Source organism: Thalassospira sp. GO-4 (genome assembly GCF_023588965.1).
GTDB lineage: Bacteria > Pseudomonadota > Alphaproteobacteria > Rhodospirillales > Thalassospiraceae > Thalassospira > Thalassospira povalilytica.
Genome location: NZ_CP097807.1, coordinates 3,106,600 through 3,130,145, shown reverse-complemented (window position 1 = coordinate 3,130,145; position 23,546 = coordinate 3,106,600). Strand labels below are relative to the sequence as shown.

Genomic DNA, 23,546 nt, shown 5'->3' with positions numbered 1-23,546 from the left:
TCTGGTATCGTGATCAGAGACTGAAACGATCACCCAGATAAACCCTTCGAACATCATCATTTCTGACGATTTCGTCAGGACCACCTTCCATCAAAACCCGACCGTCATGCAAGATATATGCCCGGTCAATAATGTCGAGAGTCTCGCGCACATTGTGGTCAGTAATCAAGACCCCAATGCCACGATCTTTCAGATGGCGGACAAGATCACGGATATCACCCACTGCAATCGGGTCAATCCCGGCAAGTGGTTCATCAAGTAGAACAAAGTTCGGATGTGCTGCCAGGGCCCGGGCAATTTCGCAACGGCGGCGCTCCCCGCCCGACAGCGCAAGTGCCGGCGTGCGGCGCAAATGTTCGATGGCAAATTCGGCCAGAAGATCTTCAAGATTCTGTTCGCGCTTGATGCGGTCATCCTCGACCACCTCAAGGACCGCCATGATGTTCTGTTCGACCGTCATACCACGGAAAATCGATGCTTCCTGTGGCAAATAGCCGATTCCAAGGCGCGCACGCTGATACATCGGCATTGCCGTGATATCGCGCCCATCAAGGGAAATTGTCCCGCGATCCGATGAAATCAGCCCGGTAATGATATAGAAACTGGTCGTCTTGCCTGCACCGTTCGGCCCCAGAAGGCCGACGGCCTCGCCGCGCTGAACAGACACAGATACATCCTTGAGAACCGGGCGCTTCTTGAAGCTTTTGCCAAGATTATGCGCCACAAGCCCCTTGTTGGTCGTAATCAGCCGCGGACCACCCGCGGTCCCCGCCCCTGAGGATGCTTGTGCACCGGCAGACGCGCCTTGCGCCTTTGCGTCATCGGATTTTACGCCCTTGCGCGACCAGAACAAATTACCGACCTTTCCTCAGTTACCGGTCCCGGCACCGGCCGGGCTTTTATTTTCATCTTTTTCAGGAACCAGCAGGCCGCGAACCCGGGCCTTGCCGTCACCATTGCCATTTGCCGTCAGACGACTGACACCGGTATTCAGATCAACAACCGCGCGATCCCCGTTCAACTGGTTCTCTCCGCGGGTGATCTTAACCGATCCGATCAATGTGGCGATACCTGTTTTCGCATCATAAACGCCCTGATCGCCCACGACAAAGTCGGTGGATGTGCGAATATTCACATTGCCCTGACCATCAATGCGGCGCAACTCGTTTGCACCGTCCTTGCCCGGTTCAAACCGTGCTGTCAGCGTATCACCACGCAGGGTCCGGTCCTCGGAGGTTGCAACCGCGTTGCCACGGGCCACTGCAATCCGCTCGGTCTCCCAATATTCAAGGCTGTCACGCGCCGTCAGGGTTTCCTTTGGCGTGGTGTATTTAAGGTTATCACCGGTCAGAACCACCACCGCCTGATCGATGTCATAAACTGCCTTGTCGCCGGTGGCGACATCGGTATCCGATGACAGTTTGACATTGCCGATCGCAATGATGCGGTAAATCTCGCTATTGCCGTCACGATCACGATAAAGCGCCTGAAGCTCATCGGCATCGACGCGCGATGTCCCGCGCTTGGCCACCGCATTGCCGCGGGCAATCAGAACCTGTTCGTTGCGACGCCATTCAATGCCGTTATCGGATTCGACTTCAAGACCGCCACTGCCATTTTGCGCCAGGCCCAGCGGATTGGCCTTTGCACTGTTTGGCAGACCCGACAGAGCCAGCACAGCACCACCAAGCATCAGGGCCGCAACAAGCGTTCCGGTTTTTCGGCTCAGATGCCCCATTGCGATCATGACTTCCCTTTCAATGCGCTATCGAAAATCACCAGTTTGGACTTCCCGAGAAACCGGATCACCGCCCCTTTGTTTTCCAGTTCAAACCCGGAATCGGATTTGATCGTGCCGAACGGCCCCTGGCCATCGACCGGCACCGTCCCGCTTGCCGAACCGGAATTCATAGCGATTTCAGCTTCTTCGGTGTGAATTTCAAAGCCGTTATCGTGATACATATTGACCGTACCAACAAGATCGAGCATCCCGTTTTCTTCGGTATAGAACCCCTCATTGGCGGTAAGCGCGATCCAGGATCCGTCTTGCAGGGTGATGTCAGCCTGCGGCGCATCCAGATAGATATGTTCGTTGCGTTCCTGGGTTTCCGGGGTTTCGATGGCTTCGCGTGCGGTCACGGTAAAGGGCTGCTTTTTGCCATCCACACCAAAGAAACGCGGGTTGCTCATGGCAACATTTTCCATCAGATCTTCGGGAGATGTCGAAAACCCAAGGCGGAAGCCGCTATCCTGAACCTGTTCGATCTGCGGCCACAGCACCACAAGCGCCATCAGCGCCAGCGCAATCATCGGCAGAACGAATTTCAGCATGGTGACAATCATCCGTCGCAACGGATTGATGCGCACCTCGCGGCGACCGGAAGGCAGCCGGTCGCGCGAAAGGCCTTCGGCCCTTTGCGATGCGACCTTTGGCGTGCCTTCGATACTCATTGCTTATGCCACTCCCGAACGCAGAAGATCATGGATATGGACAAGCCCCACCGGCACTTTGTTTTCATCCAGAACGAACAAGGCGGTGATGCTGCGATCATTCATGATTGCCAGGGCCTCGACCGCCAGCGCATCGGCATGGGTCACCTTGGGCCCGGCCGTCATGACATCGCCAACCTTCATCGCCACCAGATTGTCAGCCATATGACGGCGCAAATCGCCATCGGTCACAATCCCGATCAGCGCGCCATCATCGCCAAGCACCCCGACACAGCCAAAGGAATGGCTGGTCATGGTTACAAGGGCTTCTGACATCAGCGCGTCGCGCGCAATCAGCGGCAGGCTGTCTGCATCATGCATGACGTCGTGAACATGCAGCAAACGCTGCCCCAGCTTGCCGCCGGGATGGAAAGTACGGAAATCATCGGCGCTAAAGCCGCGGCGTTCCATCAACGTCACCGCCAGCGCATCGGCAAGGGCCAGCATCGCCGTGGTCGAGGTGGTCGGGGCCTGCTTGTTCGGGCAGGCTTCCGGACTTGCCGGCAAAACCAGCGGACAGTCCGACTGCTTGGCAAGCGAGCTTTCCGGTTTACGGGTCATGCCGATCAGCGGCACTTTAAAGCGCCGGGTAAAGGCGATGATGTCGGACAGTTCCGGGGTTTCACCGGAATTGGACAGAGCCAGAACCGCATCATCCTTGCCAATCATGCCAAGATCGCCGTGGCTGGCTTCAGCCGGATGGACAAAGAAGGATGGTGTGCCGGTCGAGGCAAAGGTTGCCGCGATTTTCTTGGCAATATGACCGCTTTTGCCCATGCCGGTAATCACCAGACGGCCCTTGAGGCCTTCGATCAGGTCAATCGCCTTGCAGAAATCACCATTGAGCGAGTCTGCAAGTTCGCGCAGCGCCGTGGCTTCGATATCAAGTACCCGGCGCGCAATCGCAAGATCGGCATCAGACGCCGGTGCGGGAGCATTTTTTGAGGTGGGAGCGATAGAGGTCACTGTCATCTGTTTCTTGTTTGCGTTTCCTGCCCGGAGATAAGGCACAAGGCCCCTTATGCAAGACCAATGAGCCGAAACTATGAACCTGACAGGTGTAGGGGTCAATTTTATTGAACCCCATACACCGCCATTCTTCACAGGCGGTTAACCGCAATGATTAATGGGCAAAAATATCGGTTTCTTCCCAACCCGACAGATCAAGCGTCGCACGGGTCGGCAGGAAGTCAAAACAGGCCTGGGCCAGCTCGGTACGGCCTTCACGGGCCAGACGACGATCAAGCTCTTCCTTGGCCTTGTGCAGATACAGCACATCGGACGCCGCATAATCGATCTGTTCCTTGGTAAGCTCGGCGGCCCCCCAGTCGGAACTTTGCTGCTGCTTGGAAATCTCGACCCCGACCAGTTCGCGCAAAAGGTCTTTCAGACCATGGCGGTCGGTATAGGTACGGATCAGTTTGGAGGCGATTTTGGTGCAATAGACCGGCGCGCACCGCACACCGAGATATTTGTCCATGACCGCAATGTCGAAACGCCCGAAATGAAACAGTTTCAGGACCGACGGATCGGCCAGCAGTTTTTTCAGGTTCGGGGCGCTGTAATCTTCTCCATCGAACTTGACCAGATGGGCATTGCCATCCCCGCTTGAAAGCTGCACGACACACAGACGGTCGCGGTGCGGGTTCAGGCCCATGGTTTCGCTGTCGATCGCCACCACCTTGCCAAGGTCAAGATCGTCCGGCAGATCTCCGAGATGGAGGAAATTGGTCATCGCGGTTCTCCAAATGTCAGAATTTGCCTGTTCTTAACACAGCGAACCGCGTGTGGCATCGCAAAAGTCATGCCATTTGTGGGGTTTTTCACGCATTTCCCCGCGTTTTCTGAGCCCGAACAGCGCAAATTCGGCCCAAAACGACAATACCCCAGCACATCAGAAATGTGCTGGGGTATGGTGCCCAGGAGAAGACTCGAACTTCCACGACCTAATGGCCACTGGCACCTGAAGCCAGCGCGTCTACCAATTCCGCCACCTGGGCATAGGGGCATCTGGTTTGTTCGGGCGGTGTCCGCCGGAACGGGGCGGAATATACGCGGTCAGCTTAAAGTGTCAACCAACTTTTTGATGGTTTGGTGAAACTAAATCGCGCAAAGCCGCGTTGGGCCGAAAACACACGGATTTTCCTTGGTTTTCGCGGATTTTCGCATCACGCCGAATGGTCGAACAAATAGCCCAGAACCCCATTCAGCCGGTTTCTGCCCTGCTGGGTAGCCCGAAGCCCCGCAGAATCACAGATCAGATCACCCGACGCGATCAGGGTTTCGAGCCGTTCCGAATCCAGCACATCACGTGGTGCCTTGCCAATGATCCGATCAAACCGCGATACCGGAATGGTTTCATTAAGCCGCAGGCCCATCATCACCATTTCAAGCAGGCGCTCATCCGCATCCAGCACGGTTTCTTCCTGCGTGCCATGGCCATGCTTTTCCACCCGATCCAGCCAGATTTCCGGCGCACGGTGGCGGCGCACCGCCATCGGGATGGTGCTGCCATCGGGTTGAATCACCGCTTCGCGGCCATGTGCACCCGGGCCAATGCCCAGATAATCGCCATAGCGCCAGTAAACGAGGTTATGGCGGCTTTCCTGACCGGGCTTGGCATGGTTGGAAACCTCATAACAGCGATAACCGGCCGCTTCGGTTTCTTCCTGGGTGATTTCGTAAAGTTCGGTGGCAAGGTCTTCGTCGGGCACCACCAGTTCGCCGCGCTGATGCAGGGTATAGAATTGCGTGCCGGGCTCGATGGTCAGCTGATAAAGCGAGATATGACCATTGGCGATATCAAGCCCTTCGCGCAGCTCCTGACGCCAGGCCTTGGGATCATGTTCCGGACGGGCATAGATCAGATCGAATGAAAAGCGATCAAACACCGTGGTTGCCACATCAAGGGCGCGCAGCGCCTCCTTGGCGGAATGCACACGCCCCAGGAATTTAAGGTCACGGTCATTGAGCGCCTGGATACCGATCGATACCCGGTTGATGCCATTCGCCGCAAAGGCCGAAAAACGGTCAATTTCGACCGTGCCCGGATTGGCTTCCAGCGTGATTTCAAGATCGTCCGTGACCTGCCAGAAGGTCTTGATATCGGCAATCAACGCGCCCGCGGTTTCCGGATCCATCAGCGACGGCGTACCACCGCCAAAGAAAACCGACCCGACAACGCGTCCCGGATGACGTGCGGCACCCGCAGCAAGCTCTGCGCGCAGCGCCTTGCGCCAACGGGCATGATCAACACTGTTCGCCACATGGCTGTTGAAATCGCAATAGGGGCATTTCGACAGACAGAACGGCCAGTGGATATAGATGCCAAACGGCACGGTTTCGACAAGGGGTGCGGACACGCGGAACTCTTTTAAATGCGGGAAGCAGGGCCATAAACTAACACGCACCGCCGATCATGACATCAGCGATGCGTGCATATGTTCAATGCAGGCTTTGGATCTTTGAAAGGCTTATTCGAAGCAGGCCTTGACCAGTTGGGCAAAGGCATCGGCACGGTGGCTCATTTCATGCTTTTTGGCCGGGTCCATTTCGCCAAAGGTTTCGTCATATCCCTTGGGCTGGAAGATCGGGTCATAGCCAAATCCGTGACGACCGCGCTTCGGCCAGACGATTTCGCCATCGATCTTGCCTTCGAAATTCTCGACATGCCCATCGGGCCAGGCCAATGACAACGCACAGATAAAGGACGCCCGGCGATCCGGATGGTTGCCGATCCCGTTCTGGACCTTTTCCATTGCCATGTCGAAATCCTTGTCCGGACCGGCCCAGCGCGCCGAATATATCCCCGGTGCACCATCAAGGGCGGAAACCGCAAGGCCGCTGTCATCGGCCAGTGCCGGAAGATTGGCCCCCTTTGCCGCGGCCATCGATTTCAGCTGCGCATTGCCGATAAAGGTCTTTTCGGTTTCTTCGGGCTCTGGCAAATCAAGTTCGCCGGCTGAAAATACCTCGATCCCGAACGGGGCCAGCAATTCGCCAATTTCCTTGATCTTGCCTTTGTTATGGCTGGCAATCACCAGTTTCTTTTCCGTAAAACGACGCGCCATTTTTCTGCCTGAGATACAATAAGGGTCAGATACGAAAAGCGGCAGGTGGGATGCCTGCCGCAAATTTCATTTTCAAATTAAAGGCCAAGGGCCTCGCGCTGTTTGGCAAACAGCTCTTTGCAGCCTTTTTCGGCCAGCGCGAACATCTTGTCATAAGACTCGCGATCAAACGGTACGTCTTCGGCAGTTGCCTGCACCTCGACGATGCCACCATTGCCCGCCAGCACAAAGTTGGCATCAGCACCCGCATTGCTGTCTTCAGCATAATCCAGATCAAGCACGGCCTCGCCTTCATAAATACCGCATGAAATGGCGGCAACCGGCTGGGTCAGCGGGATTTCCTTGATCAGGCCAAGGCGGCGCACGCCCTGAAATGCCAGATGGGCCGCGACATAGGCACCGGTGATCGATGCGGTACGGGTACCGCCATCTGCCTGGATGACATCACAATCCAGACGCATCTGCATTTCGCCCATGGCTTTCATATCGGCCACCGCACGGATCGAACGACCGATCAGGCGCTGAATTTCCTGGGTACGGCCCGATTGGCCGCCACGCGCAGCTTCACGCTGCATACGCGAATCGGTGGCACGCGGCAGCATGCCGTATTCTGCGGTTATCCAGCCTTTGCCGGAATTGCGCATCCAGCCAGGCACCTTGTCTTCGACCGTGGCGGTACAAATAACGTGGGTGTCGCCGAATTTGATCAGGCAGGACCCTTCGGCATATTTCGAAACACCGGTTTCAATGGTTACGTCACGAAGCTGATCGGGGGTACGGCCGGATGGGCGCATGAGTGGGAACCTCTTGTTTGTAAGGTCAGGCCCTTGTGACAAAGCAACAAAGGCGAACTGTCTGAAAATTTGGCCCAAAGTACGGCGCCACCCGCCAAAGGTCCAGCAGTTTCCCCGTCAAAATTGCGTCCGATTCGCACATCAATACCCCGGTCGGCAAACAACGTTTTCAAACCAAGGGCTTGAAGCAATGCAGCTTTCACCATGTGCGGCCCCGCGGTGTGATTGACGCCATCGCCTTGCCTGACTAAATTCTCAAAAGCATTGAGACAGCTTTGTCTGAACCGGTTGGCACAGAACAAATGGCGCATTTTGACGATACATTGCTGGGCGATATGAATGCGCGGTCACGTGAAGTGTTCCGCCAGATTGTCGATGCCTATGTCGAAACCGGCGAACCGATCGGGTCGCGGTCCATTGCCCGGCGCATGTCCGAAAATCTTTCGGCTGCAACCATTCGCAACGTCATGTCCGATCTTGAAGACATGGGTCTTCTGGTTGCACCGCATGTTTCAGCCGGCCGCCTTCCCAGTGAAAAGGGTTTGCGGCTGTTTGTGAATGCCCTGATGGAAGTCGGCGATCTTCCCAATGCCGAACGCGACCAGTTGACCAAGAATTGCGAACAGGCGGGCTATTCGCTTGATCAGATGCTGGGCGAGGCCACCACAATGCTTTCCGGCCTGTCGCGCTGCGCAGGCCTGGTGGTTGCACCGAAAACCGACGGCATCCGCCTTAAACAGATTGAATTTGTTGCGCTTTCACCCGGAAAAGTGCTTGCGGTTCTGGTGTCGCAGAACGGCACGGTTGAAAACCGAATCCTGGATGTACCGGTCGATTTGCCCGCCTCGGCATTGACAGAGGCGGCGAATTATCTAAATACCCGGTTGGCTGGAAAGACACTTGATGATGCAAGAGTACTGATCACAAAGGAACGTGATCAGCTCAAGCAGGAGCTTGATGATCTTTCAGCCAATCTGATTGATGCGGGCCTTGCGACATGGGCCGGCGGGGTCAAGGGATCGTCTCTGATCGTTAAGGGACAGTCCCAGCTGCTTGAAAATATCGATACGATAGAACAGCTTGAGACCGTTCGCCGCTTGTTTAACGTGCTTGAGGCCCGTGATCAGATGATTGAATTGCTCGATGTGACGACGGATGCCCAGGGCGTTCAGATTTTCATCGGGTCAGAAAATAAACTGTTTGGCGGATCGGGTCTGTCGATGGTGATTTCGCCCTATCAGAATGCAGAAGGCAGCATTGTGGGCGCAATCGGGGTTGTCGGACCGACCCGGATCAATTATGCCCGGATCATTCCGCTGGTCGATTATACCGCCAAGCTGGTCGGTCGACTGATTGGATAAATCGCGGCGCTGCGTGTCAGGCCGCACAACGTGAAAGTAGTAAGGTTAGCCATGTCGGAAACCGCAAAAAACAATCCGGAAGATCTGCAGGATGTGAATGCCGCAGAGGAAACCGCAGCTGAAGACGTCGCAGCAGAGGCGACCGAGGCAGAAAGCGAAGAAGTTGTTATCGAAGATCCGGTCGCAGCCCTCGAAGCCGAAGTCGCAGAACTGAAAGACCGTCTGTTGCGTCAGGCCGCCGAGGTGGAAAATACCCGCCGTCGTGCAAAAAAAGACGTCGAGGATGCCGGCAACTACGCCATCACGAAATTTGCCCGTGACCTTCTGGATGTGGGCGACAACCTGCGCCGTGCACTCGAAGCAGCCGGTGATACCTCTGATGCTGACCCGGCGATGAAAACGCTGGTTGACGGTGTCGAGATGACCGAAAAGGCGCTGCTCAAGGCGATGGAACAGAACGGCATCGAAAAGCTTGAACCACTTGGTGAAAAGCTTGATCCGAACAAACATCAGGCCGTGTTTGAAATGCCGAACCCGGAATATCCGGACGGTCATGTCGCACAGGTCATGCAGGCCGGTTACGTGCTTAAGGGCCGCTTGCTGCGCCCGGCAATGGTCGGTGTGACCAAAAATCCGGCCGGCGAAGCCCCGGCCAAGGAAGACGGCCCGGGCAGCAATGTCGATACTTCGGCCTGATCGCCACAATATTCAGATAAACCGGTTTTAGCGGATCGGGTTTAGCAACCACCCCTGCCAGACATACTTGGCGGGGGTGTTTTGTTTGCATTAGGCTGTCGGGCAAAAGTTCCCTGCCAATCAAGGATCACTAAGATGCCGCTCCGCCCCGATCTGATTGAAATCCTGCGTGACGAAGCCGCCCCGATTGTCATTCTGACCGGTGCGGGCATTTCCAAGGAAAGCGGCCTGCATACATTTCGCGATCCTGACGGTATCTGGGCGAAATACGACATTTCCGAAGTCGCAACACCCGAGGCCTTCGTTAACAACCCTGATCTGGTGCATTATTTCTATAATGACCGCCGATCCGGACTGCTTGATCCCGCGGTTCAACCCAATGCCGCCCACATTGCCCTTGCCCGGCTTGAGGCCGAGTGGCCGGGGCCTGTGCTGCTGGTGACGCAGAATATCGACGATCTTCATGACCGGGCCGGATCGAAAAACCTGATCCATATGCATGGCGAGCTTTTGAAAATCCGCTGCAACCATTGTGATCTTCTTGCCCACTGGTCTGATGATCTTGCCAAGGAAACCCCTTGCCCGTCCTGTGGCAAGGCTGGCGGGCTTCGTCCGCATGTCGTGTGGTTTGGCGAAATGCCCCTTGAGATGGAACGCATATACGCCGCCTTGGGCGAATGCGGGCTTTTTATCTCGATCGGGACATCGGGAAATGTCTATCCGGCTGCCGGATTTGTTCAAGTCGCCCATGAAGAAGCCGGGGCGGAAACGGTCGAGCTCAATCTTGAACCAAGTTCGGGCGCGACGCTGTTTGAACACAGTGCGTATGGGTCGGCGACCGATCTGGTGCCAGCCTTTGTCGCACGCTTGCTCGGCGATTAGAAATTCACAAGATCACGGAACTGGCGTTCGCCATCGCGTTCAAACTGCACAATGCGCGACTCCGCAACCCGCCTGGCCCAACCCAGCTCGTAAAATCGGTCCAACATTGCCGCCCCAAATGAACCGGCCAAATGCGATTGCCGTGCACTCCAATCCAGACATTCCCGGCAAAGCGGACGGCGTTTGCGACGCAAGGCTTCAAGATCAATGCCGAATTTGTCAGCAAATGCCACGCCGGCATCGGTCAGCCCCACGCCATTTACGGTATTTTCGATCAGCTTTCCTTTGATCAATCCGTCAAACAGGGCAACCCCCATGTCCCCCGCCAGATGGTCATAGCAAACGCGTGCCTTGCGCAGTTCCGGGTCCTTCGGCCCGGTCCGCACCCGGTTATGTCCAACCCGGTTCGCAATCCCCATCAGGACCTCAAGCGCTTCGACAATATCGGGACCCGACAACGTGAAATAACGATGTCGCCCCTGTTTGCGCGGTACAACAATCTGCCCGGCTTCTAGTTTCGCCAGATGGGAACTTGCGGTTTGCGGGGTAACACCGGCTTCCTGCGCCAGTTCGGCGGCCGTCAATGCCCGACCGCCCATAAGCGCGGTCAGCATATTTGCGCGCGCCGGATCACCAAGCAATGCGGCCACACGGGCAATATCGGGTCCTTCTTTCATCCTTCGATAGTAATCGAAATGTGATCACCAAACAACAACCAGCAAAGCGAAAGGCGGACAGATACCTGTCCGCCTTTGCCTTAATCACTGGAATTGGTTCTTGTCGCTGATCAGTGGGACAGGCCCGAACCACCCAACGCAACAATATTGAATGGCAGCCCGTCGACCGGGATTTCACCTTTGCTTGCAAAAGTCTCGGCATCAACGAGTCGGACAAGATGTTCGCGCGGGTCGGTCACGCTAATCACGTCACCGGCAACAGCAATGCGCGGACGCGGATCACGCCAGTGGCCATCCTTGCTATAGGGTTTGGTGATTTGGGCAGACCGGACAATCTTGCCATCCAGCAAATCCACCGCATGAAGATAGCCATCCTCGGTGAAGACATAGGCAATGGTCACGCGTGCCGGATCAAGGATGAAGTGCACGTATCGGACCGGCAAGTTAATCAGATGAAACGGGTTCTGTTCGGTGCGATCAATAAAGACCAGCTTGTCGGAACCGTAATCGCCAAGGAAGAACTGCATCGCCTTGCCACCGGTCAGATGCCCTACACGACCTTCCGACATGTCCTTGCCATAGGGCAGAATTTCAACTGCCGGCGCATCATCACCATTCTGATAGGCGATGATCACCCCTTCCTCGCAGCCAAAGGCCGTCACACCGGCAGACGATGCTTCGCCATGCAGGCCGGTGCAGGTATGAACAGGACCAATCTGTTTTCCATCCTGATCAAGAACCTTAAGGCCCAGCCGCGGCGGCAGACTGCCCGGCTTGGTTTCAACAGCAAGATTTGGCTCGGAGATCAGATGATAGTTCCACGTTGGCACAACAACACCGTGATGGGGCGCACTGCCTACAACTGTTTTATGCACGGATTTTCCGGCAATCAGATCTCCCTCATCAAAGACCTTTGCCGCACCCTCACCATCAAAGAATATATAGAATGCGCCATGATCGGGCACGGCGTGGACCGGGCGTTTGCCCGCAATGGTTATGGGCAGCAATGCCGGATCATGGATTTCAAGGTCGCTGTGATCCCCGTGCGAGGACAACTCAATACCGCTATCGATCATGTGGACGACATCATGATCCATCTGAACAGCGGCCAGGGTTCTGCCGCTTTGGCTTGGGACAAGATGCGTGACATAGCCCGTGGTGGCAAACCGGTCGATCACCGATTTCTGTTCCAGATCAAGGACCGTTACCCCGCCCTCTTGCTGGTCGGTAACAAAAAGACGCCATGCCTGTTTGGTTTCATCATCGGCCCGGGCAACAGAGATACCCAAGACCGGCATCAGAACCGCACCACTTATGATCGCGGCCTGAACCAAATGTTTGAACAACGAACGCTCCTATTAAATGTTATGTTATAACGTAACATTTAATAGCGTCCTTTTTCACACCTGTCCATGCCCCGTCACGTTCTTTGCTGTCGCTTCTTGTAATTGCCCATAGTTCGATCCGTATCGAAGCAACAGGACGATCATTTGCGCTATCTCCGACAAATACCGGGACCTTCACCGGTTTCGTCACCATTTACATAAGGAAGACCGCCATGATCACCTGCTTCATCCGCTATGAAATCGATCCCTATAAAAAGGATGCCTTCATCCAGTATGCCCGAAACTGGGGGCAGGCCATTCCGCGTTGCGGGGCCGATCTTGTCGGGTATTTCGCCCCGCATGAAGGATCGGTATCGACCGCCTATGGTATCTATCATTTGCCCGATCTGGCATCTTATGAAGCCTATCGCGCCCGGTTAAAGGACGATCCGCTGGGCCGGGAAAACTACGCGTTTTCCAAACGTGAAAAATTCATCCTGCGCGAAGAACGCCAGTTTCTCAAACTGGCGTCCACCCCGCATGCGGAGCTGATCAAACCATGATCGCGGTCATTTTCGAAGTCACACCTCACACGGCGCGCTATGACGATTATCTTGCCATTGCGGGGGATCTCAAACCGGTGCTTGAAACCATGGATGGCTTCATTTCGATCGAACGGTTTCAAAGTCTGAGCACACCGGGGAAAATCCTGTCACTATCATTCTGGCGTGACGAGGATGCCGTGAAAGCCTGGCGCAATCTGGCGGAACACCGTTCTGCGCAGACCCAAGGCCGAACCGGAATTTTTAAAGATTACCGTTTGCGGGTTGCCGGTGTTATACGGGATTATGGCATGTTTGAACGCCATCAGGCACCCGACGATTCCCGATCACGCCATGACCGCGACTAGATCGGCATGTGTGGATCAATCATGCTTCTGCCGGTTTCGGGGATGTTTCATCATCCCCGATCTCCTCGGTATCTGTTGCCTGCTGCGGCTTCGCACCACCTTTGTAATCCAGAAGCATCACCGCAAGAATAACAATTCCCGCCCCGATGAAAATGACCGGCACCGGCAACATATCAAAGAAAATCAGGTCCATCGCGACTGAAAATGGCAGGGCGGTATAGGCTGCTGGTGACACGACACTGGCATCTGCAACCCGTACGGCACGCAAAACCATATAGTTCGTCATCATGGCAAAGAACCCTGCCCCCGCCGAATAGGCCCAATCGGCAAATGACGCAGGCTGCCAGGAGATCAGGGCAATCGGCACCCAGATCACGACTGCAATGATTTGCGGCCAGAACAGCATGGAAAAATTGGTCTCGGTGCGCGTCATCACCTTGGCAAACAGGGTTTGCGCCGAAAAACAGAAGGCACCGATCAGGGCAGCAGCCACACCAAGCGGCACACCGAACCCGTCCATGCGTGGCGCACACATCACCCAAACCCCGATCAAACCCAGAACGGTTGCGATCATTTTGCGTGCTGTCAGCTTTTCACCAAGGATCACAACCGCCAGCAACACGGTCAGCAATGCCTCGATAAACAAATAGGCATTGACCTCGGCGATGCTCATCTGACGAAGCGCAAAGAACACGAAAAACAGCGACCCGTACCACAAAACACCACGCGCAATATGGGCCACCGGACGGCGAGTGCGGATTGAACGGGTACCGACAAACATCAGGATGATCAGGAACACCGCAACCGTCGTTATTGCCCGCATGGCAAGGATTTGAGCCGTCGGAACGTCATGGGATACCAGCTTGGCACAGACATCGACAAAAACGCCCGATGCCATTGCAGCCGTCATCCATAAAACGCCGCGGACATTTCCGCTTAGAGCACTCAACATCAAATCCAATCCATTTTGTTTGTCATTGGCGCGTTGTCTGGCAAGGAACGCTGCGCTGGGGCGATGCGGGGCATCGTTCACGTAATGTGACGCTGTGAAAAACGTCCGCACCCAACCCTTCGGGCCGGGCACCCGTTCTTTCCGCAACGTCAACGACCGTGCCCTTTGCGCCGCCAAACTCTGCGACCACCTTATTGCGGAACATCTGGTTGCTTTGGGCAAAACGGGTTGGACTTGATGCTCTTGCCGCATCAGCGTCCGGTCATGATCGTTTCCATGTTCTGAAGTTGTTTGGGGGTTTCCGGCAGTCAGGGAGACTGGCTTACGAGGTGGCGCAAGGAGACATCGGAAAATCTACGGCCGGAAACCCTTTATGCCGATGATATTGCCCGCTTGTTTGGAAAAATACGAATGAAGAGTTTTCAGCCATTGTTGAGTTTTTTTTGCCCCATTTTCCGATCACTCCTGATAGACAGGTATGACGAAGGAAACAGCTGGTATGGAAATACAAAATGCGCCGGAAACTGCCCCCTTTACGCGCACTTGTCGCCTTTGAAGCCACCGCCCGCCATCAGAGCGTCAAGGGTGCGGCCGAAGAACTGCATGTCACACAAAGTGCCATCAGCCATCAGTTGCGCCAGCTTGAGGAAAATCTTGGTGTTGTCCTGTTCACCCGCAAAGGCCGCGGACTAAGCCCGACCAAATCGGCCGAACTTTTGTTGCCGCGCCTGACCGAGGCCCTGGACGGCATTGCCGACATCACCGGCGAAGTCGGTCCCGACAAGGGCAAGGCGATCCGTATTGGTGCGCTTGCAACACCGGCTCTGACCGTGTTGCTTTATGAACTTGATAACCTGCGTGACCGGCTGCCGGGTGATATTCCTGTCCAGTTCCGCAAGATCGAATTTGATGACGGGCTTGATCCGCTTGAAATTGATCTTGCCCTGCAAATCGCCCCCAAGGACCTGCCCGGTCCGGAAGATTGGGTAACTGAACTTCTGACTCCCGAAGTCTATACCGCCTTTGCCGCCCCCGAATGGCTGGCAAAACGCGGCTTTGATGCCCGCAACATCAATGTTGCCGAGCTCGGCCCGCGGGATATCTTGCTGATCGACAGTGACAGTGAACAGTTTTCCCAGATCGAGCAATGGTTCAAGGCTGGCAAGTTCTCCCTCGCTGATTGCTGGACCTTCAGCCATCATATCTGGGCACTCGAAGCGGCACGTGCCGGTCAGGGGATCGTTGCCAGCACCGACGTTGTTGCCCGCAACTATGTCGAACGTGGTGAACTGGTACCGCTGAATTTCCCGGATTTCATTTCGCATTGGTGGTACCGCCTTCTGATCCGCCCGGCGCGTCAGAAGGACCCGGTCGTGATCGAAGCCGCCAACTGGATCCGCGAACTGATCAATCCGAAAACCGCATCACTCGCACGCAAGAAATTCATGTAAGCGAATTGTCAATTGCCCTTAAGGATTCGTAAGGGTAGGCTCGGTTAACAATAGCGGGCAATGCTGCGAAAAAGACGGGGTAATTTGGGGAAGATGACATCTTTGGTGTCGGTCGTTGTCACGACCTATAACTGGCCGGAAGCACTGTCACTGGTGCTCAACTCGCTCGCCGATCAGAAGGACCGCAATTTCGAAATCATCATTGCCGATGACGGATCTGCCGGTGCGACGACGCGTGTCATTGAAAATTTCGCAGCCACCTGCCCTGTTCCGGTGAAACATTACTGGCATGAAGATAGCGGCTTTCGGGTCGCAAAGGCACGAAACGGGGCAATTGCGATGGCCAAAGGCGATCTTGTTGTCTTCATTGACGGCGATTGCTGTGTCATGCCCGACTTCGTCAGCCGCCACCGCAAAGCGGCAGAAGGCGGATGTTTTGTGTCGGGCAAACGCGTATTCATCAAGGAACGCCTGACCAATATGCTTTTGAAGCGCAAATGGGCCTTCCACAAATGGCCCCGCGCAGCCCTGTTTGGCGTTTCGCTTTTTGGTTTCTGCAACCGCCCGTTCCAGTTTATCCGTCTGCCGCATAAGGGCCCCTGGCTTTGGGAACATGAAAACTGCTGGCGCAAGGCCCAGACATGCAATCTTGCCGTGTTCAAAGCGGATATCGACCGTATTCATGGCTTTGACGAAGCATATGAAGGTCACGGTTTCGAAGATTCAGACTTTGTGCTGCGACTGCTTCGGACGGGCCTGAAGCGAAAGAATGTTGAATATTGTTCGCCTGTTTTACACCTGTACCATCCTCGCTTGACCGGTTCTCCCAACCCACAAAGTGACGCGAACCACCAACGCTTCCTGCAACTACTCAATGAACAGCCAAATCGAACTTTGCCAAGCCAACGTCCCGAACAAATTGCGATAATACCTGTGTCGGCGTGATTTTCGACCAAGGATGCATGTGCACCCCCTTGGAAGCGGCGACAATTCGCGATAAAAGGGCGGCATCATTCTCCTTCGGGTGCGTTTTCGCATCTTCGAAGCCGATTACAGCCGTCCCGGCATGCCGGGGCATGCCTTTATAGAAGCGAAAGGGATTTTCCCAGATGGATCTCAGCAAGATTGCCGTCGGCAAAGATGTTCCGTGGGACGTAAATGTCGTCATCGAAATTCCGCAGGGCGGACCGATAAAGTACGAAGTAGACAAAGACTCCGGTGCTGTCTTTGTTGACCGTTTCCTGCATACCTCGATGTATTATCCGGTCAATTACGGCTTCATCCCCAACACGCTTGGCGAAGATGGTGATCCGGTTGATGCGATGGTCATGTTCCGTGAGCCGGTTGTTGCCGGTTCGGTTATCCGGGCACGTCCGATCGGCGTTCTGATGATGGAAGACGAAGCCGGCCAGGACGAAAAACTGATCTGCGTTCCCCATGACAAGATCGACCCGTACTACACCGACATCAAGTCGCATGAAGATCTGCCGCAGATCCTGCGTGACCAGATCCAGCACTTCTTCGAGCGCTACAAAGACCTCGAAAAAGGCAAATGGGTAAAGGTCACCGGCTGGGAAGGTGCTGAAAAAGCAGCAAGCCTGGTCGAAGAAGGTGTCGCACGTCTGGCCAAGTAACTGGCATAACGGACGAAATCAATTTTCAAGCAACGCTCTGCCCTTGGCAGGGCGTTGTTTTTTTTGACTTTTTTGCAAAAAACGCGACAATGGAACTGTCGGGGGCTCAGCACACATTTTGGGAGTGGATCTGTGCCCGTCAAAAAAGAAGATGATCAAAAAACCACCAGCGTCATAAAAATCATAGAAGGTGACATCACCGCGCTGGACACCGATGCCATTGTCAACGCTGCCAATACGGCCTTGCTGCCGGGCGGCGGGGTTTGTGGTGCCATCCATTCTGCGGCCGGGCCGGAACTGGCCGCCGCATGTCGGTCGCTTGCACCCTGCCCGACCGGCGAAGCCCGAATAACACCGGGATTTGAGCTTATGGCGCGCCACGTCATCCATACAGTCGGTCCTGTATGGCACGGTGGACAAAACGGCGAAGCAGCATTGCTTGCCGCCTGCTATCGCAATTCACTTGTTATTGCCGCGCAGCACAGTCTGCATTCGATCGCCTTTCCGGCCATTTCAACCGGAATATTTGGCTATCCGGAAGACCAGGCAGCCAAAATCGCCGTATCAACCATTTGTGAATGGGCTGGCGAAACCGCCGCGATGCCACAAATTTACCTTTGTTGTTTTTCACACTCCATGCGCGGGCATCTCGAACATGCCCTGCACCAGTTCCAAGAAGGCACCTGCTGAATGCAAAGCGACGCAACTGCACATTCCGTTCCCCAACCGCTTGAGATTACGGCCTCGGCAACGGGAAAATTGCGCGTCGGCGATCGGGAATTCCGGTGCGCATTCGGCGTCAATGGCATCACTGATGCCGACAGCAAAACCGAAGGTGATGGCAAGACACCCGCCGGAAGATGGAAACTGCGATATGTCATGTATCGCGCCGATCGCAGGTCGTGCCCGAAAACCAGACTGCCTGTAACGACCATTTCGTTTTCCGATGGCTGGTGTGACGATCCGGCACATCCGTCCTATAACTGTCCGGTCAGGCTGCCCTTCAAGGGCAGTCATGAAAAACTGTGGCGTGATGACGGGCTCTACAACATTGTTGTCGTACTTGGGCACAATGATAGCCCGCCCGTCCCGGGAAAAGGTTCGGCGATCTTCATGCATATCGCCAAACCGGACTATAGTGGCACCGAAGGATGCATTGCCTTGGCCGAACAGGATCTGGAAACCCTGCTGGGTCTGGCGCAATATGATACCTATATCTCTATCGAGCAGTGAAATCATGCACTTGCCGTTTGGGCACCGACGTCCTAGGTTCTATTGCCGGATCAATTCACAGGACAAGTCATGATTGAAGACGATTATCTGTACAAAAAAGGCGGAATTTCAGGTTTCGGATCGCGTCTGAAAGCCGTTTTCGGATCGCGGAAATTCTGGATTCGTGGTTTTGGCATAATCGTTCTGATTGCACTGATCTATTATCCGGCGGGCATGGCGCTGGTTCACCGTATTGACGACAATCCGGACTTTGTCGGCAATTATCAGGGTGGCAGTCACGCCGTAAGCACCGCAGCAGGGCTGATTGATCGCGAGGTCAATCAGAACCGCTGGACGGCAAATGATCCCTTCTTCCTGCCCGGGGCAGCGCTTGACAATATGCCGAACTTCCAGACCGGCATCATCTATGCCCTGTCGCGTTTTTCAATCGAGCTGTCCGACCAGATCGGCCGAACCCGCGGATCAAGCCAGGTCGACCCTGATCTTGACGATGCGGCCGGCCTTTTGAAATTCCGCGGCGACAAATGGGTGTTTGATCCAAGCGTTTCGTTGCTGCCCGGTGTGACGTCCGAACAGCAATATCGCCAGGCCATTCGTGCTCTTGAAAATTACAACACGCGCCTGACCACCGGGAATGCAGTGTTTGAACGCCGGGCCGACAACCTTCAGGAAACGCTCAACCGCTTTGCCAATGATCTTGGATCGGCATCCGCCCTGATTGATGACAAGGTCGATGATCCATCCCTGTTTGATCGCACCGCAGACGATGTGTTCTATGCCACCAAGGGGCGTCTTTATGCCTATAGCCTGATCCTGCGTGATCTTGGCACCGATTTCGAGCAGATCATCAATGAACGGCAAATTGCCCCGGCATGGGCCGAAATGATCGGGTCCCTGCAATCGGCAGCCGCACTGGACCCGCTGGTGGTGGTCAACGGATCGGCAGACGGGATCATTTTCCCCAACCATCTGGCCGGATTGGGCTTCTATCTTCTGCGTGCCCGCACCCAGATGCGCGAGATCAGCAGTATCCTGCAACGTTAATCGTGATTTCCGTCATATATACGCTTGGGCGGAATACCTGACTTGCGCGCTGCGACTTGATCTTTTCTGTTTTTTGCCCCATTTAGGGCCTAACCAAATGAAATGCGGATTGCCGAGCGGGCAGCATAAGCCCCGGCAATCAGAGTGAGAGGACAAGCCGACCATGTTCATTCAGACCGAACCAACCCCAAATCCGGCCACACTTAAATTCCTGCCGGGCGAGGAAGTCATGGGCCGTCTGGGCACTGCGAACTTCGTCAAGGGTGACGAAACCGTCAAATCGCCGCTGGCGCGCAAGCTGTTTGAAGTTGATGGCATCGCAGGTGTCTTTCTTGGTGGTGATTTCATCACCATCACCAAGGACGATTCCAAGGACTGGCAGACATTAAAGCCGCAGATTCTTGGCGGCATCATGGAACATTACACGTCCGGCCAGCCGGTTCTGGACCAGAATTCCGGTGCCGCAACCGGCGCCAGCACCGCCGCAGAAGGCGATGACGAACTGGTCAGCCAGATCAAGGAACTGCTTGATACCCGCGTTCGCCCGGCCGTGGCCCAGGATGGCGGCGATATCGTTTTTCACAAGTTTGAAGACGGTGTCGTCTATCTTGAGATGCATGGCGCATGTTCGGGTTGCCCGAGCAGCACCGCGACCCTGAAAATGGGGATCGAGAACATGCTGCGTTACTACGTGCCGGAAGTTCAGGCCGTCGAACCGGTCATGGCCGACTGATTTCCCGAGTCGTTAAGAAAATCTTTAGCCCGGCGCAAACTTTTGCCTGCGCCGGGCGTTATTATTTTGCGCAAACGAGAAGGTTTACGCGGCGTTTTCAACTTGTGGAAATATTGTCCGTTGCGATCCGCGGCGCTGACAGGCATAGATATCTTCCACTTGGGATGGACAGTGAATCAACAATGATACTGATCCTGGAGAGACAAGAATGACTAGCGCAAAGACAGGAAATTACCGGAAAATTGCGCTTGCTTCGGTCACCGGAGCAATCGGTTTATTGTATATCGGTATATTTGCCGGAGTTGATGTGTCACCAACCCCCGCCGGGTTTGGCACCGACATCCCTGCAATGACCCCGAAAGAGATCGCTGCGACAAAGAAAAAGCCGGTCTATCGGCGCGGCCCCGAAGTCGTCGCATTGAACCAGTATTTCAAAAGCATCGGTTACAGCTTTGGCAGCATGACCGAAGTTCCGCGCGTCTATATCAAGCGCGTTCCAAAGGGACTTGGCGAGCTGGCATCGGTCGAAGAGCGCAAGGAACTGTTCCTGCGCATCATGTTGCCGCTGGCCATGCGGGTGAACGAAGAAATCGGTGCACGTCGCGAACGTCTGATGGCCATTCAGGCCAAAGGTATTTCCGGCACCCCGGTCAGTGCAGCCGATCAGCAATGGGTTGATCAGCTGATGAAGCGTTACCGCGTTACCGATGGCGGTATTACTGCCCTGCTCGAACGTATCGACATCATCCCGCCGTCACTGATCCTGGCCCAGTCGGCCGAGGAAAGCGGATGGGGCACGTCGCGCTTTGTCCGGACGGGCAATGCCCTGTTCGGGCAGTGGGCCTGGGGCGATGACGAAGGCATCGTTCCGAAAGACCGCGAAGAAGGCAAAACCCACGTCATCAAATCATTTGGCAGCCTGATGGACAGCGTGCGTGCCTATGCGCGTAACATCAATTCCCATCCGGCCTATCAGACCCTGCGTGAACGCCGTTCGGTCCTGCGGGCCGAAGGTCATCTGATCAATGGCTGGGATCTTGCCGAAACCCTGACCAAATATTCCGAACGCGGTGAGGAATATGTCGACAGCCTGCATACGATCATGCGGGCCAACGGTCTGAACGAGCTTGATGGCCTGACATTCGCGGCCGGTGAAATTCCGCCGCCGCCCAAAGTTCTGGCATCCCTCGAAGACTAGGCATGAACATCGGGCATCTTTGCCCGGCACAAATATGCAAAAGGGACCCGATCGGGTCCCTTTTTTCATGATGTCGCAGCAGTAGCGCCCAAACGGTCAAAGCCGTTATCGGTCGCCGCGATAGATCCAGCCTTTTTCAGATTTCAGCAGGCGGATTTCATTTTCAACCGTGCGACGGTCACCAGCCTTGAACTCGCCTTCCTTCATGGCAAGCATCTTGGTTTTCACCAGATCAATCGCATCACTGACCGTATTGCCGACATCATCCATAGTGCCAGCAGCCTTGCCCTTTTCGGTTACGTCATCTGCGAAATCGGCGATTGAGCGATCAAACACCAGATCATAGCGCACCATGACAATGATCTCGTCATCGCCTTTGGGGATGCTGTTGGTCTTGGTGACATTTTCGACATGCCCGACCTTGGCATAGGGATCGGCACGGAAACGCTCGATGACTGCGGTGGTGATTTCATCGGCAGTCGGGCCGCTGATTTGTTCATCTTCACAGGCCGCAAGCATCGGGAAAAACATGAAAACAGCGAGAAATCGGGTCAACTGGCCCATCGAGAAGTTCCTATTTTTGTACAATTTCGCAGACATATCAGCCATATGCCCAAACCATGTGGCGAAAATCGGGTCGTGATCATCCCATGACATTTCATGACATCAAGCCTAACACATCAGCCATGCATCCATTACGCCGGAATGTCTGGTCGCAAACCTGATACTGCCGCTTGCCAACAGGGTGCTGCATGGCCTGAACACACCGACGACTATATTCTGGACATAAACGGATGTTTCATCGCTTATAAATCAATGCGCTACGAATAACCGCCCTGGAATGACACCGTGACTTTCGATCTGATCATTGCCCTGGCAACCGCATGTGTTGCCTTTGTTCTTTCAAAACGTTCTGTTGCGCATTTTCCATTGTGGCGGGCCGTTGTTACACCGCTTGCGTCGATCATTGGCAGTGGATTTTTGCTGCTGGGTCCGATTCTCAATATCGGATATGGCGGCTATGCACCGCTGATCATGATTGCACTGTGTTTTGTCGCCTTCCTGTTTGGCAGTGTGATCCGTTTCAATATGGCTGCCGGCGAACAGGCCATTCAGAACGGTGATTACGGGGCACTGGCAATCCGCATCGAAACGCTATCATCCTGGGCGCTGGCCTTTGCCTATATCATTTCGGTGTCCTATTACCTCAATCTTCTGGGTGCTTTCGCCCTTAGCCTGACGCCATTCAATTCCGATCTTGATGCCAAACTTCTGACCACCGGGGTCTTCATCATCATTGTGTTTGTCGGATGGTCGCGCGGGTTCAAAAGCCTTGAGAAAATGGAATATGTTTCCGTCAGTCTGAAACTGGCGATCATTGCCGGACTGCTGATCGGGCTGATGGCGCATTTCGGTCATCGGGCGATTGATGACGCCCTGATCTTCAATCCGCCGAAACTTGGCGGCTGGTCTGCACTTACCCTGGCATTCGGTCTTTTGATTACCGTGCAGGGGTTTGAGACATCGCGCTATCTCGGATCGGAATATGACGCGCAAACCCGCATCAAATCCATGCGTCTTGCCCAGTGGTTATCTGCCGCGATCTATCTGGTTTATATTCTTCTGATTTCCTATGTGTTTCGACCCGACCAGATGTCGTCATCAGAAACCGGCATCATCAACATGATGCAGATTGTCGCGCCTATTTTGCCCTTTTTGCTGGTCGCAGCAGCACTGGCATCGCAATTCAGTGCCGCGGTTGCCGATACCAGCGGATCAGGGGGACTGTTTGCCCAGCTGTCACGCGATCGCATCACCGAACGGCAGGCCTATCTTCTGTTGGCGGTAATCGGCGTTGCCCTGACCTGGTCGGCAAATATCTATGCCATTGTAAATTACGCGTCGCGCGGCTTTGCCATCTATTACGGATTGCAGGCCGCCCTTGGCGCGGTGATCGCGGCCCGGCAGAATACCGGGTGGCAACGGGTCGGGTTTTACGGGCTGTTGGCAACATTGGGTGCGGTGATTGCACTCTTTGGTCAGCCGGTCGAATAACCTCACATTGCTGGTCACCTGCAATGCTCGGCGACCACATC

General features: G+C 54.9%; 26 protein-coding genes and 1 tRNA gene. 14 read left to right on the top strand and 13 right to left on the bottom strand.

Going from position 1 to position 23,546, the window contains the following annotated elements; all coding sequences use genetic code 11:
• Positions 1-13: 13 nt before the first annotated feature.
• The 9 genes from lptB to rph all read right to left on the bottom strand — a co-directional run bounded on the left by lptB (position 14) and on the right by rph (position 7,354).
• Positions 14-853 (bottom strand): LPS export ABC transporter ATP-binding protein, encoded by an 840-nt coding sequence (lptB, locus tag M9H61_RS14510; protein WP_371922190.1) that lies wholly within the window; start codon positions 851-853, stop codon positions 14-16.
• A gap of 15 nt (positions 854-868) precedes the next feature.
• On the bottom strand, positions 869-1,738 hold the full coding sequence (locus M9H61_RS14505) for an LptA/OstA family protein (protein ID WP_250281227.1): 870 nt from the start codon (positions 1,736-1,738) through the stop codon (positions 869-871).
• Positions 1,739-1,743: 5 nt separating this feature from the next.
• A complete protein-coding gene (gene lptC / locus M9H61_RS14500; RefSeq protein ID WP_101246629.1) occupies positions 1,744-2,451 on the bottom strand; it encodes an LPS export ABC transporter periplasmic protein LptC in 708 nt (235 codons plus the stop codon).
• A gap of 3 nt (positions 2,452-2,454) precedes the next feature.
• Entirely contained in the window at positions 2,455-3,462 is a 1,008-nt protein-coding gene (locus tag M9H61_RS14495) for an SIS domain-containing protein (RefSeq protein ID WP_250281225.1), read from the bottom strand.
• A gap of 151 nt (positions 3,463-3,613) precedes the next feature.
• Complete coding sequence (locus tag M9H61_RS14490) at positions 3,614-4,225, bottom strand: ribonuclease D (RefSeq protein ID WP_101246631.1); 612 nt, start codon at positions 4,223-4,225, stop codon at positions 3,614-3,616.
• 178 nt (positions 4,226-4,403) lie between these two features.
• A tRNA-Leu gene (locus M9H61_RS14485) sits at positions 4,404-4,490 on the bottom strand.
• Between the two features lie 168 nt (positions 4,491-4,658).
• On the bottom strand, positions 4,659-5,852 hold the full coding sequence (gene hemW, locus M9H61_RS14480; protein ID WP_206926495.1) for a radical SAM family heme chaperone HemW: 1,194 nt from the start codon (positions 5,850-5,852) through the stop codon (positions 4,659-4,661).
• Positions 5,853-5,963: 111 nt separating this feature from the next.
• Positions 5,964-6,560, bottom strand: coding sequence for an RdgB/HAM1 family non-canonical purine NTP pyrophosphatase (gene rdgB, locus M9H61_RS14475; protein WP_101246633.1), 597 nt, complete (start codon positions 6,558-6,560; stop codon positions 5,964-5,966).
• 77 nt (positions 6,561-6,637) lie between these two features.
• Positions 6,638-7,354 carry a ribonuclease PH gene (gene rph, locus M9H61_RS14470; protein ID WP_228194843.1) on the bottom strand — a complete coding sequence of 239 codons (717 nt, stop codon included), beginning with the start codon at positions 7,352-7,354 and terminating at the stop codon, positions 6,638-6,640.
• 302 nt (positions 7,355-7,656) lie between these two features.
• Here rph and hrcA point away from each other — a divergent pair, with 302 nt between their 5' ends.
• From hrcA to M9H61_RS14455, 3 genes are all read left to right on the top strand, one after another.
• Positions 7,657-8,715 (top strand): heat-inducible transcriptional repressor HrcA, encoded by a 1,059-nt coding sequence (hrcA, locus tag M9H61_RS14465; RefSeq protein WP_101246635.1) that lies wholly within the window; start codon positions 7,657-7,659, stop codon positions 8,713-8,715.
• A 51-nt stretch (positions 8,716-8,766) separates the two neighbouring features.
• Positions 8,767-9,411 carry a nucleotide exchange factor GrpE gene (gene grpE, locus M9H61_RS14460; RefSeq protein ID WP_101246636.1) on the top strand — a complete coding sequence of 215 codons (645 nt, stop codon included), beginning with the start codon at positions 8,767-8,769 and terminating at the stop codon, positions 9,409-9,411.
• Between the two features lie 135 nt (positions 9,412-9,546).
• A complete protein-coding gene (locus tag M9H61_RS14455) occupies positions 9,547-10,293 on the top strand; it encodes an NAD-dependent deacylase (RefSeq protein WP_250281224.1) in 747 nt (248 codons plus the stop codon).
• On the opposite strand, the gene M9H61_RS14450 is transcribed toward M9H61_RS14455, so the two are convergent.
• Complete coding sequence (locus M9H61_RS14450) at positions 10,290-10,970, bottom strand: helix-turn-helix transcriptional regulator (protein ID WP_250281221.1); 681 nt, start codon at positions 10,968-10,970, stop codon at positions 10,290-10,292. The genes M9H61_RS14455 and M9H61_RS14450 overlap by 4 nt on opposite strands.
• Before the next feature lie 110 nt (positions 10,971-11,080).
• Positions 11,081-12,316 carry a hypothetical protein gene (locus tag M9H61_RS14445; protein ID WP_250281219.1) on the bottom strand — a complete coding sequence of 412 codons (1,236 nt, stop codon included), beginning with the start codon at positions 12,314-12,316 and terminating at the stop codon, positions 11,081-11,083.
• 212 nt (positions 12,317-12,528) lie between these two features.
• Here M9H61_RS14445 and M9H61_RS14440 point away from each other — a divergent pair, with 212 nt between their 5' ends.
• Positions 12,529-12,858 carry an NIPSNAP family protein gene (locus M9H61_RS14440; RefSeq protein WP_250281217.1) on the top strand — a complete coding sequence of 110 codons (330 nt, stop codon included), beginning with the start codon at positions 12,529-12,531 and terminating at the stop codon, positions 12,856-12,858.
• A complete protein-coding gene (locus M9H61_RS14435) occupies positions 12,855-13,205 on the top strand; it encodes an antibiotic biosynthesis monooxygenase (RefSeq protein ID WP_250281215.1) in 351 nt (116 codons plus the stop codon). The genes M9H61_RS14440 and M9H61_RS14435 overlap by 4 nt, the downstream gene beginning before the upstream one ends.
• A 19-nt stretch (positions 13,206-13,224) precedes the next feature.
• Here the strand turns inward: M9H61_RS14435 and M9H61_RS14430 are convergent, their stop codons facing one another.
• Positions 13,225-14,157, bottom strand: coding sequence for a DMT family transporter (locus M9H61_RS14430; RefSeq protein WP_242512678.1), 933 nt, complete (start codon positions 14,155-14,157; stop codon positions 13,225-13,227).
• A gap of 512 nt (positions 14,158-14,669) precedes the next feature.
• On the opposite strand from M9H61_RS14430, the gene M9H61_RS14425 reads away from it, so the two are divergent.
• The 8 genes from M9H61_RS14425 to M9H61_RS14390 all read left to right on the top strand — a co-directional run bounded on the left by M9H61_RS14425 (position 14,670) and on the right by M9H61_RS14390 (position 21,450).
• Positions 14,670-15,608 carry a LysR family transcriptional regulator gene (locus M9H61_RS14425; protein ID WP_101246641.1) on the top strand — a complete coding sequence of 313 codons (939 nt, stop codon included), beginning with the start codon at positions 14,670-14,672 and terminating at the stop codon, positions 15,606-15,608.
• 93 nt (positions 15,609-15,701) lie between these two features.
• Positions 15,702-16,553, top strand: a complete 852-nt coding sequence (locus tag M9H61_RS14420; protein ID WP_250281213.1) for a glycosyltransferase family 2 protein — start codon at positions 15,702-15,704, stop codon at positions 16,551-16,553.
• Positions 16,554-16,717: 164 nt separating this feature from the next.
• Positions 16,718-17,242, top strand: coding sequence for an inorganic diphosphatase (ppa, locus tag M9H61_RS14415; RefSeq protein WP_250281211.1), 525 nt, complete (start codon positions 16,718-16,720; stop codon positions 17,240-17,242).
• Between the two features lie 54 nt (positions 17,243-17,296).
• Positions 17,297-17,932 (top strand): O-acetyl-ADP-ribose deacetylase, encoded by a 636-nt coding sequence (locus M9H61_RS14410; RefSeq protein ID WP_250281209.1) that lies wholly within the window; start codon positions 17,297-17,299, stop codon positions 17,930-17,932.
• Complete coding sequence (locus M9H61_RS14405) at positions 17,933-18,475, top strand: L,D-transpeptidase (RefSeq protein ID WP_114112094.1); 543 nt, start codon at positions 17,933-17,935, stop codon at positions 18,473-18,475.
• A 69-nt stretch (positions 18,476-18,544) separates the two neighbouring features.
• Positions 18,545-19,519: a DUF2333 family protein gene (locus M9H61_RS14400; RefSeq protein ID WP_101246645.1), complete on the top strand. Its 975-nt coding sequence runs from the start codon at positions 18,545-18,547 to the stop codon at positions 19,517-19,519.
• Positions 19,520-19,682: 163 nt separating this feature from the next.
• Positions 19,683-20,252 (top strand): NifU family protein, encoded by a 570-nt coding sequence (locus M9H61_RS14395; RefSeq protein ID WP_101246646.1) that lies wholly within the window; start codon positions 19,683-19,685, stop codon positions 20,250-20,252.
• Between the two features lie 307 nt (positions 20,253-20,559).
• Complete coding sequence (locus tag M9H61_RS14390) at positions 20,560-21,450, top strand: glucosaminidase domain-containing protein (protein WP_228194854.1); 891 nt, start codon at positions 20,560-20,562, stop codon at positions 21,448-21,450.
• 105 nt (positions 21,451-21,555) lie between these two features.
• Here M9H61_RS14390 and M9H61_RS14385 read toward each other — a convergent pair whose 3' ends face one another.
• Complete coding sequence (locus tag M9H61_RS14385; RefSeq protein ID WP_101246648.1) at positions 21,556-22,014, bottom strand: hypothetical protein; 459 nt, start codon at positions 22,012-22,014, stop codon at positions 21,556-21,558.
• A gap of 285 nt (positions 22,015-22,299) precedes the next feature.
• Between M9H61_RS14385 and M9H61_RS14380 the strand changes: the two genes are divergently transcribed.
• Complete coding sequence (locus M9H61_RS14380) at positions 22,300-23,505, top strand: hypothetical protein (protein ID WP_250281207.1); 1,206 nt, start codon at positions 22,300-22,302, stop codon at positions 23,503-23,505.
• The last annotated feature ends 41 nt before the right edge of the window (positions 23,506-23,546 follow it).

Coding starts and splice junctions, on each gene's coding strand:
- M9H61_RS14435 (WP_250281215.1), top strand. CDS start 12,855: ATGATCGCGGTCATTTTCGAAGTCACACCTCACACGGCGCGCTATGAC.
- M9H61_RS14425 (WP_101246641.1), top strand. CDS start 14,670: ATGCGCCGGAAACTGCCCCCTTTACGCGCACTTGTCGCCTTTGAAGCC.
- rdgB (WP_101246633.1), bottom strand. CDS start 6,560: ATGGCGCGTCGTTTTACGGAAAAGAAACTGGTGATTGCCAGCCATAAC.
- M9H61_RS14490 (WP_101246631.1), bottom strand. CDS start 4,225: ATGACCAATTTCCTCCATCTCGGAGATCTGCCGGACGATCTTGACCTT.
- ppa (WP_250281211.1), top strand. CDS start 16,718: ATGGATCTCAGCAAGATTGCCGTCGGCAAAGATGTTCCGTGGGACGTA.
- hrcA (WP_101246635.1), top strand. CDS start 7,657: ATGGCGCATTTTGACGATACATTGCTGGGCGATATGAATGCGCGGTCA.
- M9H61_RS14400 (WP_101246645.1), top strand. CDS start 18,545: ATGATTGAAGACGATTATCTGTACAAAAAAGGCGGAATTTCAGGTTTC.
- M9H61_RS14450 (WP_250281221.1), bottom strand. CDS start 10,970: ATGAAAGAAGGACCCGATATTGCCCGTGTGGCCGCATTGCTTGGTGAT.
- M9H61_RS14495 (WP_250281225.1), bottom strand. CDS start 3,462: ATGACAGTGACCTCTATCGCTCCCACCTCAAAAAATGCTCCCGCACCG.
- M9H61_RS14395 (WP_101246646.1), top strand. CDS start 19,683: ATGTTCATTCAGACCGAACCAACCCCAAATCCGGCCACACTTAAATTC.
- M9H61_RS14420 (WP_250281213.1), top strand. CDS start 15,702: ATGACATCTTTGGTGTCGGTCGTTGTCACGACCTATAACTGGCCGGAA.
- grpE (WP_101246636.1), top strand. CDS start 8,767: ATGTCGGAAACCGCAAAAAACAATCCGGAAGATCTGCAGGATGTGAAT.
- lptC (WP_101246629.1), bottom strand. CDS start 2,451: ATGAGTATCGAAGGCACGCCAAAGGTCGCATCGCAAAGGGCCGAAGGC.
- rph (WP_228194843.1), bottom strand. CDS start 7,354: ATGCGCCCATCCGGCCGTACCCCCGATCAGCTTCGTGACGTAACCATT.
- M9H61_RS14405 (WP_114112094.1), top strand. CDS start 17,933: ATGCAAAGCGACGCAACTGCACATTCCGTTCCCCAACCGCTTGAGATT.
- M9H61_RS14440 (WP_250281217.1), top strand. CDS start 12,529: ATGATCACCTGCTTCATCCGCTATGAAATCGATCCCTATAAAAAGGAT.
- M9H61_RS14430 (WP_242512678.1), bottom strand. CDS start 14,157: ATGTTGAGTGCTCTAAGCGGAAATGTCCGCGGCGTTTTATGGATGACG.
- M9H61_RS14505 (WP_250281227.1), bottom strand. CDS start 1,738: ATGGGGCATCTGAGCCGAAAAACCGGAACGCTTGTTGCGGCCCTGATG.
- M9H61_RS14385 (WP_101246648.1), bottom strand. CDS start 22,014: ATGGGCCAGTTGACCCGATTTCTCGCTGTTTTCATGTTTTTCCCGATG.
- M9H61_RS14455 (WP_250281224.1), top strand. CDS start 9,547: ATGCCGCTCCGCCCCGATCTGATTGAAATCCTGCGTGACGAAGCCGCC.